This window comes from Micromonospora sp. NPDC003241 (assembly GCF_053589795.1).
On record NZ_JBSFSO010000001.1, the window covers coordinates 123,580 to 137,135 of the forward strand.

The 13,556-nt window shown below is 67.7% G+C and carries 24 protein-coding genes; all 24 read right to left on the minus strand.

The annotated features are described in order from the left end of the window. Positions 1 to 70: 70 nt before the first annotated feature. Positions 71 to 724, minus strand: coding sequence for an adenylate kinase (locus ACWDVW_RS00555; RefSeq protein WP_449943035.1), 654 nt, complete (start codon positions 722 to 724; stop codon positions 71 to 73). Continuing rightward, the gene (secY, locus tag ACWDVW_RS00560; protein ID WP_350692868.1) at positions 725 to 2,050 is read right to left on the minus strand and encodes a preprotein translocase subunit SecY; all 1,326 of its coding nucleotides are present in this window, start codon (positions 2,048 to 2,050) and stop codon (positions 725 to 727) included. A gap of 232 nt (positions 2,051 to 2,282) precedes the next feature. Next, positions 2,283 to 2,726 (minus strand): 50S ribosomal protein L15, encoded by a 444-nt coding sequence (gene rplO, locus ACWDVW_RS00565; RefSeq protein ID WP_449943038.1) that lies wholly within the window; start codon positions 2,724 to 2,726, stop codon positions 2,283 to 2,285. Continuing rightward, positions 2,726 to 2,908, minus strand: a complete 183-nt coding sequence (gene rpmD / locus ACWDVW_RS00570) for a 50S ribosomal protein L30 (RefSeq protein ID WP_117226245.1) — start codon at positions 2,906 to 2,908, stop codon at positions 2,726 to 2,728. The genes rplO and rpmD overlap by 1 nt, the downstream gene beginning before the upstream one ends. Further along, the gene (gene rpsE / locus ACWDVW_RS00575) at positions 2,908 to 3,522 is read right to left on the minus strand and encodes a 30S ribosomal protein S5 (RefSeq protein ID WP_093403623.1); all 615 of its coding nucleotides are present in this window, start codon (positions 3,520 to 3,522) and stop codon (positions 2,908 to 2,910) included. The genes rpmD and rpsE overlap by 1 nt, the downstream gene beginning before the upstream one ends. Positions 3,523 to 3,556: 34 nt before the next feature. Beyond that, positions 3,557 to 3,946, minus strand: coding sequence for a 50S ribosomal protein L18 (gene rplR / locus ACWDVW_RS00580; RefSeq protein WP_350692870.1), 390 nt, complete (start codon positions 3,944 to 3,946; stop codon positions 3,557 to 3,559). Next, positions 3,943 to 4,485: a 50S ribosomal protein L6 gene (rplF, locus tag ACWDVW_RS00585; protein WP_449943042.1), complete on the minus strand. Its 543-nt coding sequence runs from the start codon at positions 4,483 to 4,485 to the stop codon at positions 3,943 to 3,945. The genes rplR and rplF overlap by 4 nt, the downstream gene beginning before the upstream one ends. Before the next feature lie 16 nt (positions 4,486 to 4,501). Continuing rightward, positions 4,502 to 4,909 carry a 30S ribosomal protein S8 gene (gene rpsH / locus ACWDVW_RS00590; protein ID WP_093403619.1) on the minus strand — a complete coding sequence of 136 codons (408 nt, stop codon included), beginning with the start codon at positions 4,907 to 4,909 and terminating at the stop codon, positions 4,502 to 4,504. 96 nt (positions 4,910 to 5,005) lie between these two features. Further along, entirely contained in the window at positions 5,006 to 5,191 is a 186-nt protein-coding gene (locus ACWDVW_RS00595) for a type Z 30S ribosomal protein S14 (protein ID WP_007073023.1), read from the minus strand. 1 nt (position 5,192) lies between these two features. Continuing rightward, positions 5,193 to 5,762, minus strand: a complete 570-nt coding sequence (gene rplE / locus ACWDVW_RS00600) for a 50S ribosomal protein L5 (RefSeq protein WP_350692874.1) — start codon at positions 5,760 to 5,762, stop codon at positions 5,193 to 5,195. Then, complete coding sequence (gene rplX / locus ACWDVW_RS00605; protein WP_350692876.1) at positions 5,762 to 6,082, minus strand: 50S ribosomal protein L24; 321 nt, start codon at positions 6,080 to 6,082, stop codon at positions 5,762 to 5,764. Before rplX ends, rplE begins: the two co-directional genes overlap by 1 nt. After that, positions 6,079 to 6,447: a 50S ribosomal protein L14 gene (rplN, locus tag ACWDVW_RS00610; protein WP_023358185.1), complete on the minus strand. Its 369-nt coding sequence runs from the start codon at positions 6,445 to 6,447 to the stop codon at positions 6,079 to 6,081. Before rplN ends, rplX begins: the two co-directional genes overlap by 4 nt. A 96-nt stretch (positions 6,448 to 6,543) precedes the next feature. Continuing rightward, positions 6,544 to 6,822: a 30S ribosomal protein S17 gene (gene rpsQ, locus ACWDVW_RS00615; protein ID WP_449943046.1), complete on the minus strand. Its 279-nt coding sequence runs from the start codon at positions 6,820 to 6,822 to the stop codon at positions 6,544 to 6,546. Continuing rightward, positions 6,819 to 7,055, minus strand: a complete 237-nt coding sequence (gene rpmC, locus ACWDVW_RS00620) for a 50S ribosomal protein L29 (RefSeq protein WP_007073028.1) — start codon at positions 7,053 to 7,055, stop codon at positions 6,819 to 6,821. The genes rpsQ and rpmC overlap by 4 nt, the downstream gene beginning before the upstream one ends. After that, positions 7,055 to 7,480: a 50S ribosomal protein L16 gene (rplP, locus tag ACWDVW_RS00625; protein ID WP_007465292.1), complete on the minus strand. Its 426-nt coding sequence runs from the start codon at positions 7,478 to 7,480 to the stop codon at positions 7,055 to 7,057. Before rplP ends, rpmC begins: the two co-directional genes overlap by 1 nt. Before the next feature lie 3 nt (positions 7,481 to 7,483). Further along, positions 7,484 to 8,338: a 30S ribosomal protein S3 gene (rpsC, locus tag ACWDVW_RS00630; RefSeq protein ID WP_131052671.1), complete on the minus strand. Its 855-nt coding sequence runs from the start codon at positions 8,336 to 8,338 to the stop codon at positions 7,484 to 7,486. After that, entirely contained in the window at positions 8,338 to 8,793 is a 456-nt protein-coding gene (gene rplV, locus ACWDVW_RS00635) for a 50S ribosomal protein L22 (protein WP_350692880.1), read from the minus strand. Before rplV ends, rpsC begins: the two co-directional genes overlap by 1 nt. A 40-nt stretch (positions 8,794 to 8,833) precedes the next feature. Beyond that, on the minus strand, positions 8,834 to 9,115 hold the full coding sequence (gene rpsS / locus ACWDVW_RS00640; protein WP_067359615.1) for a 30S ribosomal protein S19: 282 nt from the start codon (positions 9,113 to 9,115) through the stop codon (positions 8,834 to 8,836). A 12-nt stretch (positions 9,116 to 9,127) separates the two neighbouring features. After that, on the minus strand, positions 9,128 to 9,967 hold the full coding sequence (rplB, locus tag ACWDVW_RS00645) for a 50S ribosomal protein L2 (RefSeq protein WP_117226254.1): 840 nt from the start codon (positions 9,965 to 9,967) through the stop codon (positions 9,128 to 9,130). Between the two features lie 12 nt (positions 9,968 to 9,979). Continuing rightward, positions 9,980 to 10,282 (minus strand): 50S ribosomal protein L23, encoded by a 303-nt coding sequence (gene rplW / locus ACWDVW_RS00650; protein WP_093403611.1) that lies wholly within the window; start codon positions 10,280 to 10,282, stop codon positions 9,980 to 9,982. Beyond that, positions 10,279 to 10,929 carry a 50S ribosomal protein L4 gene (gene rplD, locus ACWDVW_RS00655; protein WP_449943054.1) on the minus strand — a complete coding sequence of 217 codons (651 nt, stop codon included), beginning with the start codon at positions 10,927 to 10,929 and terminating at the stop codon, positions 10,279 to 10,281. The genes rplW and rplD overlap by 4 nt, the downstream gene beginning before the upstream one ends. Continuing rightward, positions 10,926 to 11,591, minus strand: a complete 666-nt coding sequence (gene rplC / locus ACWDVW_RS00660; RefSeq protein ID WP_350692884.1) for a 50S ribosomal protein L3 — start codon at positions 11,589 to 11,591, stop codon at positions 10,926 to 10,928. Before rplC ends, rplD begins: the two co-directional genes overlap by 4 nt. Positions 11,592 to 11,602: 11 nt before the next feature. Beyond that, complete coding sequence (rpsJ, locus tag ACWDVW_RS00665; RefSeq protein WP_007073037.1) at positions 11,603 to 11,911, minus strand: 30S ribosomal protein S10; 309 nt, start codon at positions 11,909 to 11,911, stop codon at positions 11,603 to 11,605. Between the two features lie 349 nt (positions 11,912 to 12,260). Then, a complete protein-coding gene (gene tuf / locus ACWDVW_RS00670; RefSeq protein ID WP_117226257.1) occupies positions 12,261 to 13,454 on the minus strand; it encodes an elongation factor Tu in 1,194 nt (397 codons plus the stop codon). Between the last annotated feature and the right edge of the window lie 102 nt (positions 13,455 to 13,556).

The window sequence follows — 13,556 nt, forward strand, 5'->3', positions numbered from 1 at the left end:
GCCGAACCAGCGGGGCACGCCGGACGTACCCCGCTGTTCGCACTCTATCCGGCCGGCGACTACGCCGATCTCAGCCGCCGTAGGACCGCAGGGCGTCGATCGCGCGGACGGTGACGTCCTCCACCGGACCGGTGGCGTCGATCCCGACCAGCTTGCCCTGGGCGCCGTAGTAGTCCACCAGCGGCGCGGTCTTCTCCGCGTACTCGCGCAGGCGGGCGGCGATGGTCTCCGGCTTGTCGTCGTCGCGCTGGAACAGCTCGGCACCGCAGCGGTCGCAGATGCCGTCCCGACTGGTCGAGTCGAACTCGACGTGCCAGATCTTGCCGCAGCCCCGGCAGGTGCGCCGGCCGGAGAGCCGCCGGATCACCTCGTCGTCGTCGACCACCAACTCCAGGACGACGTCCAGCGCGGTGCCGAGGTCGGCCAGGAGCTTGTCCAGCGCGGCGGCCTGCGGAGTGGTCCGCGGGAACCCGTCGAGCAGGAAGCCCTCCGACGCGTCCGGCTCGGCGAGCCGGTCCCGCACCATGTTGATGGTGACCTCGTCCGGTACCAACTTGCCGGCGTCCATGTAGCGCTTGGCCTCGACCCCGAGGGGGGTGCCCTGCGACACGTTGGCACGGAAGATGTCACCGGTCGAGATCTTCGGCACGGAGACGTGCGCGGCGATGAACTCCGCCTGCGTTCCCTTGCCCGCCCCCGGCGGGCCAACCAGAACCAGTCTCATCTACCGCAGGAACCCTTCGTAGTTCCGCTGCATCAGTTGGCTCTCGATCTGCTTGCTGGTCTCGAGAGCCACACCGACCATGATCAGCACAGCGGTACCGCCGAACGGGAAGTTGAGGTACTGCTGCCGGTCCAGCCAGATGAAGAAGAAGTTCGGCAGGATCGAGATGATCGCGAGGTACAGCGCCCCGGGCAGCGTGATCCGGCTCAGGATGAAGTCCAGGTAGTCGGCGGTCGGCTTACCGGGGCGGATGCCCGGCACGAAGCCGCCGTACTTCTTCATGTTGTCCGCGACCTCGGTCGGGTTGAACGTGATCGAGACGTAGAAGTACGTGAAGAAGATGATCAGCAGGAAGTAGACCGCGATGTAGATCGGGCTGGTCGGGTCGACCAGGTTGTTCTGGATCCACGCCTGCGTCTGACCCGGGTCGTTCTGGTCGAAGAACTGCAGCGCCAGCTGGGGCAGGTAGAGCAGCGACGAACCGAAGATGACCGGGATGACACCCGCCTGGTTGACCTTCAGCGGGATGTAGGTCGACGTGCCGCCGTACATCCGCCGGCCGATCATGCGCTTGGCGTACTGCACCGGGATCCGGCGCTGGGCCTGCTCGATGAAGGTGACCGCGGTGATGACCACCAGGACCAGGGCGATGACGAGGAAGAACTTGGCCCAGCCCTGGCTCTCCTTGATCCGCCAGCCCTCGCTGGGGAGGCGGGCGGCGATCGAGGTGAAGATCAGCACGGACATGCCGTTGCCGACGCCGCGGTCGGTGATCAGCTCGCCCAGCCACATGACCACGCCGGTACCGGCGGTCATCGTCATCACCAGGATGGACAGGGTCAGCCAGTCCGGGATTCCGGTGCCCTCGGGGATGATCGGGAACTGGTCGCACTGGTTGTTGAAGAGCTGCCCGGAGCGGGCCAGCGCCACGAACGCGGACGCCTGCAGGACACCCAGGCCCAGGGTCAGGTACCGGGTGTACTGGGTGATCTTCGCCTGGCCGGCCTGGCCCTCCTTGCGGAGCTGCTCGAGCCGGGGGATCACCACTGTCAGCAGCTGCAGGATGATCGACGCGGTGATGTAGGGCATGATGCCCAGCGCGAAGACCGAGAGCTGGAGCAGCGCGCCACCGGAGAAGAGGTCGAGCAGGTTCAGTACCCCGGTCGAGCCGTCGATGGTGTCAAGGCACTGCTGGACGTTGCCGTACGACACGCCTGGGCTGGGCAGCGTCGCGCCGAGCCGATAGATCGCGATGATGCCTACTGTGAACAGCAGCTTCTTGCGCAGGTCAGGCGTACGGAACGCACTGAGAAAGGCGGACAGCAACTTCTTCCTCCTGCGCGAGGCGGGCCGCCGGTCGTCCCTGGCGGTTTGGGGTGGGTGCCGGGCAGGTGCCCGATATCCATGGCTGGGAAGGGACTCTAACAGCCCGATCCCCGTCCGGGCAGATGTGCCCGGCTACATAAACCGAATCCGATGTTACCGGGCGCACAGGCCCCGTGGAGACCATGGCGCCCGCCAGCTGGGATCAACTGGCGGGCGCCATCGTTCGTACTGCTTACAGCTCGGTGACCGAACCACCGGCGGCAGCGATCTTCTCCTTGGCCGACGCGCTGAACGCGTGCGCCGAGACCTGGAGCGACACGTTGCCGAGGTCCCCGGTGCCGAGGACCTTGACCGGGTGACCCTTGCGGACCGCACCGGATTCGACCAGCTCGGCCGGGCCGACCTGACCACCGTTGGGGAACAGCTCGGCCAGGCGGTCCAGGTTGACCACCTGGAAGACCACCTTGAACTTGTTCTTGAAGCCCTTCAGCTTCGGCAGGCGCATGTGGATGGGCATCTGCCCACCCTCGAACGCCGCCGGGATGTTCTTCCGGGCCTTCGAACCCTTGGTACCGCGACCGGCGGTCTTGCCCTTGGAGCCCTCACCGCGACCCACACGGGTCTTCGCGGTCTTGGCTCCCGGTGCCGGGCGCAGGTGATGGACCTTGATCGTCATTACTCGACCTCCTCGACCTTCACGAGGTGGCTCACCTTGAAGATCATCCCGCGAATCTCGGGCCGGTCCTCCTTGACCACCACGTCGTTGATCCGCTTGAGACCGAGCGACCGCAGCGACTCACGCTGGTTGTGCTTGGTCCCGATGTCGGACCGGAGCTGGGTGACCTTGAGACGCGCCATCAGGAGGCCACCTCCGCCCGCGAGGCGAGCATGGCGGCCGGAGCGACGTCCTCCACCGGCAGGCCCCGACGCGCCGCGACAGCCTCCGGGGACTCCAGCCCCTTCAGGGCCGCCACGGTGGCGTGCACGATGTTGATCGGGTTCGACGATCCGAGGCTCTTGGAGAGCACGTCGTGGATGCCCGCGCACTCCAACACGGCACGGACCGGACCACCGGCGATGACACCCGTACCGGCCGAGGCCGGCTTGAGCAGCACCACACCGGCGGCGTCCTCGCCCGTGACCGGGTGCGGGATCGACGAGCCGATCCGCGGCACCTTGAAGAAGTGCTTCTTGGCCTCCTCGACACCCTTGGCGATCGCCGCGGGCACCTCCTTGGCCTTTCCGTAGCCCACGCCCACGGTGCCGTCGCCGTCGCCGACGATCACGAGGGCGGTGAAGCTGAAGCGACGACCACCCTTCACGACCTTGGCGACGCGGTTGATCGCGACGACCCGCTCGAGGTGCGGGGTCTTCTCGGCGGGCGCGTTTCCGCGGCCGCCCTCACGGCGGTTGTCGCGGCGACCACCCTCGTTGCCACCGGACCCGCCGCCACGGCGCTGTTGACCTGGCATCAGCAGCCTTCCTTCTCTCTCGTGACGGGGATTGTCAGAACTCGAGCCCGGCTTCGCGGGCGGCGTCGGCAAGCGCGGCGACCCGCCCCGCGTACCGGTTGCCACCGCGGTCGAAGACGACCTTGGAGACGCCGGCGGCCTTGGCCCGCTCGGCGAGCAGGGAGCCGACCTTGCCGGCCAGGGCGCTCTTGTCGCCCTCGGTACCGCGCACCGAGGCGTCCAGCGTCGAGGCCGACGCCAGGGTGTGCCCCTTGGTGTCGTCCACGATCTGGGCCACGATGTGCCGCAGCGAACGGGTGACCACCAGGCGCGGACGCTCGGCGGTGCCACTGACGTTCTTGCGGACCCGGAAGTGCCGACGCGCACGCCCGACGGCACGCTTGGCGGCGACGCCGCGGCGGCGCTTGAGCAGCGTGGCGCTCACTTCTTACCTGCCTTTCCAGCCTTGCGACGGATGACCTCGCCCTGGTACTTCACGCCCTTGCCCTTGTAGGGCTCCGGCGGGCGGATCTTCCGGATGTTGGCGGCGACCTCACCGACGAGCTGCTTGTCGATACCGGCCACGTGGAACACCGTCGGCTTCTCCACCGTGAAGGTGATGCCCTCGGGCGCCTGCACCTGCACCGGGTGCGAGAACCCGAGCGCGAACTCCAGGTCCTTGCCCTTGGCGGTGACCCGGTAACCGGTACCGGCGATCTCCAGGCTCTTGCGGTAGCCCTCGGTGACCCCGACGATCATGTTGGCGACCAGGGTACGGCTCAGGCCGTGCAGTTCCTTGGCCTTGCGCTCGTCGTTCGGGCGGTTGACGCTCAGCTGCCCGTCCTCGGCCCGCTCGATCGTGATCGGCGCGGCCAGGGTGTGCGACAGCTCGCCCTTGGGGCCCTTGACCTTGACGGTCTGGCCGTCGATCGTCACGTCGACGCCGGAGGGCACCGGGATCGACTTACGTCCAATTCGCGACATTTCTACCTGTCTCCCGTTACCAGACGAAGGCGAGGACTTCCCCGCCAACGCTCCGCTTGCGGGCCTGCCGGTCGGTGAGCAGCCCCTGGGACGTCGAAATGATCGCCACGCCCAGCCCACCGAGCACCCGCGGGAGCCCGTCCGACTTGGCGTACACCCGCAGACCGGGCTTGGAGACGCGCTTGATACCGGCCAGGCTCCGCTCCCGGTTCTGGCCGTACTTCAGCTCGACGACCAGTCGCTTGCCGACGGCACCCTCTTCGGGCTCCTCGACCGCCCAGGTGGCGATGTAACCCTCGGACTTGAGGACCTCGGCGATGTTCGCCTTGATCTTCGAGTAGGGCATCGTCACCCGGTCGTGGTACGCCTGGTTGGCGTTACGCAGACGCGTGAGCATGTCTGCGATGGGGTCGGTCATCGTCATGAAAACTCGTCAACCTTTCTCGCCGGGGTTCCCGCGACTCGCGCAGGCCTACGGCGAAGAGACAGTCCAGCTGATACGCCGAAGCGCGCCGGGCTATTACCAGGAAGCCTTGGACACGCCGGGCAGCTCACCGCGGTGGGCCATCTCCCGGATGCACACCCGGCAGAGCCCGAACTTGCGGTAGACCGCCTTGGGACGCCCGCACCGCTGGCAGCGGGTGTAGGCGCGAACCGAGAACTTCGGCTTCGCGGCCGCCTTGAGGATCAGCGCCTTCTTGGCCATCTCAGTTCTCCTTGAACGGGAAGCCCAGGAGCTTCAGCAGCGCCCGGCCCTCGTCGTCGGTCGTGGCGGTGGTCACCACCGTGATGTCCATGCCCCGCTGGCGATCGATCTTGTCCTGGTCGATCTCGTGGAACACCGACTGCTCGGTCAGACCGAACGTGTAGTTGCCGTGCCCGTCGAGCTTGCGCCCGTCCAGGCCGCGGAAGTCACGGATACGCGGCAGCGCGATGGAGAGCAGCCGGTCCAGGAACTCCCACATCCGGTCGCCGCGCAGGGTCACCTTCGCGCCGATCGGCATGCCCTCGCGGAGCTTGAACTGCGCGATGGACTTGGTCGCCCGCCGGACCTGCGGCTTCTGGCCGGTGATGGTGGCCAGGTCGCGGACCGCGCCGTCGATGAGCTTGGCGTCCCGAGCGGCCTCGCCGACGCCCATGTTCACGACGATCTTGACGAGCCGCGGCACCTGCATCGGGTTGCCGTACTCGTGCTGCTCGCGCAGCTGGGCCACGATCTCGTTGCGGTACCGCTCCTTGAGGCGCGGCATGGTCTTGGTTTCGGTAGCCGTGGTCATCACAGGTCCTTACCAGTGCTACGCGCGACGCGGACCTTCTGGCCGTTGTCGTCGATCCGGTAGCCGACGCGGGTCGGCTTGCCGTCGGAGTCCACGACCATCACGTTCGAGACGTGGATCGGGGCCTCCTGAGTGACGATGCCACCGGTCTTGGCGCCACGCTGAGTGGTGCTGATGCGGGTGTGCTTCTTGACCCGGTTCACGCCCTCGACCAGGACCTTGTCCTGCCGCGGGTAGGCCGCGATGACCTTGCCCTTGGCACCCTTGTCCTTGCCGGCGATGACGACGACCGTGTCGCCCTTCTTGACCTTCACGGTCACAACACCTCCGGCGCGAGAGAAATGATCTTCATGAACCGCTTGTCCCGCAGCTCACGACCGACCGGGCCGAAGATACGGGTACCGCGCGGGTCCCCACCGTCCTTGATGATGACGGCGGCGTTCTCGTCGAAGCGGATGTACGACCCGTCCGGCCGCCGCCGCTCCTTGGCGGTACGGACGATGACGGCCTTGACCACGTCGCCCTTCTTGACACCGGCACCCGGGATCGCGTCCTTGACGGTCGCCACGATGACGTCGCCGATGCTCGCGTAGCGCCGACCGGAGCCACCGAGAACCCGGATGCACAGGATCTCCCGGGCACCCGTGTTGTCGGCGACGCGCAGTCGCGACTCCTGCTGAATCACGTCTATCTCCTATGTCTGCCGGTTCTCCGGCCGCCGGGGCGGCCGGAGCCTGGCGGAACCTGCGCCCGACCGATCTCGGCCGAGCTCGAGCCTTCGCTACTTGGCCTTCTCGAGGATCTCCACGATTCGCCACCGCTTGGTGGCGGACAGCGGCCGGGTCTCCATGATCAGGACGCGGTCGCCGACACCGGCGGAGTTCTGCTCGTCGTGGACCTTCAGCTTGCTGGTACGGCGCATGATCTTGCCGTACAGCGCGTGCTTGACCCGGTCCTCGACCTCGACCACGACGGTCTTGTCCATCTTGTCGCTGACCACGAGGCCCTCGCGGACCTTCCGGCGGCCACGCTGCTGGGTGGCGGTCGTGTTCTCGCTCATGAAGCAGTCACCTCAGTCGGCGCGGCCGAGAGCCCCAGCTCGCGCTCACGCATGATCGTGTAGATCCGGGCGATCTCCCGACGGATGACCTGCAGCCGCCGGTTGTTGTCCAGCTGACCGGTTGCGGCCTGCACGCGGAGGTTGAACAGCTCCGCCTTGGCCTCGCGCAGCTTCGTGACCAGCTCCTCCTCGGAGAGCTCACGCAGCTCGGAGGCCTTAACGCCCGCTGCCATCAGGATTCACCCACTTCGCGCGTCACAATGCGGCACTTCATCGGGAGCTTGTGGATCGCGCGACGCATCGCCTCTCGCGCGATCTGCTCGTTGGGGAAGGACATCTCGAAGAGGACCCGCCCCGGCTTGACGTTGGCGACCCACCACTCCGGCGAGCCCTTACCGGAACCCATCCGGGTTTCGGCCGGCTTCTTGGTGAGGGCCTGGTCCGGGAAGATGGTGATCCAGACCTTGCCGCCACGCTTGATGTGGCGGGTCATCGCGATACGCGCCGACTCGATCTGCCGGTTGGTCACGTACGCCGGCTCGAGAGCCTGGATTCCGAACTCGCCGAACACCACCCGGTTGCCGCCCTTGGACGCGCCGCTGCGGTCCGGGTGGTGCGGCTTGCGGAAGCCCTTCGGGGGCTTGCGCGGCATCAGCATCTGTCAGCCCTCCTGCTGCGTTTCTGCCGCGGCGGCGACGGCGGACGCGTCCACCGGCTCGCCGCTCGGCGTCTCGGCCTGCTGCGCGACGGTCGTCGCGGCAGCGCGGCCGGCCTCGGTGCCACCGGAGGTCGTGCCGGACGAACCGGACCGACCACGACGCGGCCGCTCGGGGCGGTCACCGCGCTCCCGGCGCGGGCGCGACGGAGCCTCGGTCGGGGTCTCCCGACCCGGCACCGCGTCGCCCTTGTAGATCCAGACCTTCACGCCGATGCGGCCGAAGGTGGTACGGGCCTCGAAGAAGCCGTACTCGATGTTGGCCCGCAGCGTGTGCAGCGGAACCCGACCCTCGCGGTAGAACTCCGTGCGGCTCATCTCGGCGCCGCCGAGGCGACCCGAGACCTGCACCCGGATGCCCTTGCACATCGGGTTCTTCATCGCCGACTGCATCGCCTTGCGCATCGCGCGGCGGAAGCTGACCCGGCTGGAGAGCTGCTCGGCGACGCCCTGGGCGACCAGCTGCGCGTCCGACTCGGGGTTCTTCACCTCGATGATGTTGAGCTGCACCTGCTTGCCGGTGAGCTTCTCCAGCTCGCCGCGGATCCGGTCGGCCTCCGCACCCTTACGGCCGATGACGATGCCCGGCCGGGCGGTGTGGATGTCGACGCGGACCCGGTCGCGGGTGCGCTCGATGTCGACCTTGGAAATGCCGGCGCGCTCCAGGCCCTTGGACATCATCCGGCGGATCTTGACGTCCTCGCCGATGTAGTCCTTGTAGAGCTTGTCCGCGAACCAGCGGGACTTCCAGTCGGTCGAGATGCCGAGCCGGAACCCGTGCGGGTGAACCTTCTGACCCATTACTCGGCGCCCTCCGTGTTGCTCTGCGTCTCGGCCGGCTCGGTCTGCTTGGCCGGGGCCGACTTCTTCGCCGACTTCTTCGGCGCGGCCGGCGCGACCGCCTCGACCGCCACCGTGATGTGGCAGGTGCGCTTGCGGATCCGGTACGCCCGGCCCTGGGCCCGAGGCTGGAACCGCTTCATCGTCGGGCCCTCGTCCACGAACGCCTCGCTGACGAGCAACGCGTCGGGGTCCAGCCGCTCGTTGTTCTCCGCGTTGGCGATCGCGCTCGCGAGCACCTTGTACACCTGCTCGCTCGCCGCCTGCGGCGCGAACTGCAGCACCGTGAGCGCCTCCTTCGCGGGCAGGCCGCGGACGAGGTTGACCACCCGGCGCGCCTTCATCGGCGAGATGCGCACGTGTCGCGCAATCGCCCGCGCGCCCGGAAGCACCGGAGCGTCGCCCTTTCCTGGCATCGCTGTAACCCCTTGATCCTCTATCCGTATGCCCGCGGCGTCAGCGCCGGCGGCTCTTCCGGTCGTCCTTCTCGTGACCCTTGAACGTACGGGTCAACGCGAACTCGCCGAGCTTGTGCCCGACCATCGCCTCGGTCACGAACACGGGGACGTGCTTGCGTCCGTCGTGCACCGCGATCGTGTGCCCGAGCATGTCCGGGATGATCGTGGAGCGGCGCGACCAGGTCTTGATGACGTTCTTCGAGCCCTTCTCGTTCTGCGTCTCCACCTTCTTGAGCAGGTGGTCGTCGATGAACGGGCCCTTCTTCAGGCTGCGAGGCATGTCTTATCTCCCTCAGCCGCGCTTACGCGTGGCGTAGCGACGGCGGACGATCAGCCGGTCACTCGGCTGGCCCTTACGACGGGTGCGGCCCTCGGGCTTACCCTGCGGGTTGACCGGGTGGCGACCACCGGAGGTCTTGCCCTCGCCACCACCGTGCGGGTGGTCGACCGGGTTCATGGCCACACCACGGACGGTCGGGCGCTTGCCCTTCCACCGCATCCGGCCGGCCTTGCCCCAGTTGATGTTTGACTGGTCGGCGTTGCCGATCTCGCCGACGCTGGCGCGGCAGCGCACGTCGACACGGCGGATCTCACCCGACGGCATACGCAGGGTCGCGTACGCGCCCTCCCGGCCGAGGAGCTGGATGCCGACGCCGGCCGAGCGGGCCAGCTTGGCGCCGCCGCCCGGACGCAGCTCCACGTTGTGGATCGTGGTACCGACCGGGATGTTGCGCAGCGGCAGGTTGTTGCCGGGCTTGATGTCCGCGCCCGGCCCCGACTCCACCGCGTCGCCCTGCTTGAGGTCCTTCGGCGCGAGGATGTACCGCTTCTCGCCGTCGGCGTAGTGCAGCAGCGCGATGCGCGCGGTGCGGTTCGGGTCGTACTCGATGTGCGCGACCTTGGCCGGCACGCCGTCCTTGTCGACCCGCTTGAAGTCGATCAGCCGGTACTGGCGCTTGTGGCCGCCACCCTGGTGCCGGGCGGTGATCCGCCCGTGGGCGTTCCGGCCGCCCTTCTTCGGCAGCGGAGCCAGCAGCGACTTCTCCGGCGTCGACCGGGTGATCTCGGCGAAGTCGGCGACGCTCGAGCCACGCCGGCCCGGCGTCGTCGGCTTGTACTTACGGATAGCCATTGTCTACACCCCTCAGCTGACCGGGCCGCCGAAGGCCTCGATGCGGTCTCCCTCAGCCAGCTTCACCATCGCCCGCTTGGTGTCCTTGCGCTTGCCGAACCCAGTACGGGTCCGCTTGCGCTTGCCCTCGCGGTTGAGCGTGTTGACCGTCAGGACGCGGACGTTGAAGATCTGCTCGATGGCGATCTTGATCGCGGTCTTGTTCGCGTCCGGGTGCACCAGGAAGGTGTACCAGTTCCGGTTCAGCTCGCTGTAGCTCTTCTCCGAGACGACCGGCGCCACGATGATGTCGCGCGGGTCGGCGATCGTGCTCACTTGCCACCCTCCTCGGTGGTCTCGGCGGGAACGCCCAGGAACTCGTCCAGGGCCTCCTTGGTGAAGACCACGTCGTCGGCCACCAGCACGTCGTACGTGTTGAGCTGGCCGGCCTCGATCAGGTGCACCCGCGGCTCGTTGCGCAGCGACACCCAGTTCAGCTCGTCGGTGCTGCTCAGCACGACCAGCACCCGACGGGCCTCGCTCAGCTTCGCGAGCGTGGCCAGCGCGGCCTTGGTCGACGGCTTCTCACCCGAGACGAACGCCTCGACGACGTGCACCTGCCCGGCGCGCGCCCGGTCGGAGAGGGCACCACGCAGCGCGGCGGCCTTCATCTTCTTGGGGGTGCGCTGGCTGTAGTCGCGCGGCACCGGGCCGTGCACCACGCCACCGCCGGCGAACTGCGGCGCGCGGATCGAGCCCTGCCGGGCCCGACCGGTGCCCTTCTGCTTGTACGGCTTCTTGCCGCCACCGGCGACCTCGCCGCGGGTCTTGGTCTTGTGCGTGCCCTGCCGGGCCGCCGCCAGCTGCGCCACCACGACCTGGTGCATCAGCGGGACGTTGGCCTGGACGTCGAAGATGTCGGCGGGCAGCTCGACCGAGCCGCTCTTGGCGCCTTCGGAGTTCAGGACGTCAACGGTGGTCACTTGGCCACACCGCCCTTCTTCGCCTTGGTCTTGGCCGCGGTGCGGACCAGGACCAGCGCGCCCTTCGGGCCGGGGATGGCGCCGCGGACGAGCAGGAGGTTGTTCTCGGTGTCGACCGCCTGGACGGTCAGGTTCTGCACGGTGTAGCGCACGCCACCCATGCGGCCCGCCATCCGGGTGCCCTTGAAGACGCGACCCGGGGTGGCGCAGGCCCCGATGGAGCCCGGGGAGCGGTGCTTGCGCTCGACACCGTGGCTGGCGCGCAGGCCGTGGAAGCCGTGTCGCTTCATCGGGCCGGCGTAGCCCTTGCCCTTGGTCTTGCCGGTGACGTCGATGGAGACGCCGACCGGGAACTCCTCGACCGTGACCTCCTGGCCGAGCGAGTAGTCGCCGGCGTCGGCGGTGCGCAGCTCGACGATGTGCCGGCGCGGCGCCACGTCGGCCTTGGCGTAGTGCCCACGCAGCGGCTTCTTGGCCTTGCGCGGGTCGATCGTCCCGTACGCCAGCTGGACCGCGGAGTAACCGTCCTTGTCGGCGTCACGAACCTGGGTGATGACGCAGGGGCCGGCCTGAACCACGGTCACCGGGACAACCTTGTTGTTGTCCCAGACCTGGGTCATGCCGAGCTTTGCGCCCAGGATCCCCTTAACTTGCCTGTCCATGTGTCCGGTCCCTACAGCTTGATCTCGATGTCGACGCCAGCCGGCAGGTCGAGGCGCATGAGCGAGTCGACCGTCTTCGGGGTCGGGTCGATGATGTCGATCAGCCGCTTGTGCGTACGCATCTCGAAGTGCTCGCGCGAGTCCTTGTACTTGTGCGGCGAGCGGATGACGCAGAAACGGTTGATCTCCGTGGGCAGCGGCACCGGGCCAGCGACCTGCGCCCCGGTACGCGTCACCGTCTCGACGATCTTCCGAGCCGAGGAGTCGACGACCTCGTGGTCATAGGCCTTGAGCCGGATGCGGATCTTCTGTCCCGCCATGGTGGCTTCTGTTCCTTCTCTCGATGCCGCTGTGTTGCGGGTGCCTGTACCGGCTGGTACAGGCCCTCTTCGCCCACCCCCGCGGTCGGGCGTGTCGCGCCCTGTGGCCAGGCTCCGCCCCGAGATTCCGGAGCGATCCTGACCGCGGTGGGTCTAGGCGCCGATCGCGCTACCGCGACCTGAACGCCGCGCGAGGGTGGTTGGCGGCCGGGCCGCCAACCACCCCACGCCCGACTGTTCTGCCTACCCGGAGGTTCGGCGCGAGCCGAACACAGGCAGCGAACTGTCGTTACGCAACCTGACTAGTATGCCGCACGACCGGCGGCGGGTCTAATCGGGGTTACCCAGCTCACTTGATGATCTTGGTGACGCGACCCGCGCCGACCGTACGGCCACCCTCCCGGATCGCGAACTTGAGGTTGTCCTCCATCGCGATGGGCTGGATCAGCTTCACGGTCATCGTGGTGTTGTCGCCAGGCATGACCATCTCGGTGCCCTCGGGGAGGGTGACGACACCGGTGACGTCCGTGGTCCGGAAGTAGAACTGCGGACGGTAGTTCTGGAAGAACGGGGTGTGCCGGCCACCCTCCTCCTTGGAGAGGATGTAGACGGTCGCCTCGAACTCCGTGTGCGGGGTGCTGCTGCCCGGCTTGACGACCACCATGCCGCGCTCGACGTCCTCGCGCTTGGTGCCGCGGAGCAGCAGACCGACGTTCTCGCCTGCGCGGGCGTCGTCCAGGGTCTTCCGGAACATCTCGATCGCGGTGACCTTGGTCTTGAAGCCCTTCTCGCGGATGCCGACGACCTCGACGTCCTCGTTCGGGAGCAGCACGCCACGCTCGACACGACCGGTGACCACGGTACCCCGACCGGTGATGGTGAAGACGTCCTCGACGGGCATGAGGAACGGCTTCTCGGTCTCGCGCTCCGGCTGCGGGATCGCGGTGTCGACCGCGCTCATCAGCTCGAGCAGCTTCTCGGTCCAGACCGGGTCGCCCTCGAGGGCCTTCAGCGCGGAGACCTGGACGACCGGCAGGTCGTCACCCGGGTACTCCTGAGCCGAGAGCAGCTCGCGGACCTCGAGCTCGACGAGCTCCAGGAGCTCCTCGTCGTCGACCATGTCGCTCTTGTTCAGCGCCACGACGATGTACGGCACGCCGACCTGGCGGGCCAGCAGCACGTGCTCGCGGGTCTGCGGCATCGGGCCGTCGGTCGCCGCGACCACCAGGATCGCGCCGTCCATCTGGGCGGCACCGGTGATCATGTTCTTGATGTAGTCGGCGTGACCGGGGCAGTCGACGTGCGCGTAGTGCCGCGCCTCGGTCTGGTACTCGACGTGCGCGATCGAGATCGTGATGCCGCGGGCCTTCTCCTCCGGCGCCTTGTCGATCTCGTCGAACGGCGTGTACGGGTTCAGGTCCGGGTACTGGTCGTGCAGGACCTTGGTGATGGCCGCCGTCAGCGTCGTCTTACCGTGGTCGATGTGACCAATGGTGCCGATGTTGACGTGCGGCTTAGTCCGCTCGAACTTCGCCTTCGCCACTGGTGTCCTCCTGTGGACTTCTTGGTTCGTTCGCCCCGGTGCGCCAGGTCGGCGCTTAGGACTCTGTCGACAGCCTTTCCGACCTGACGGCCGGAGAGCTTT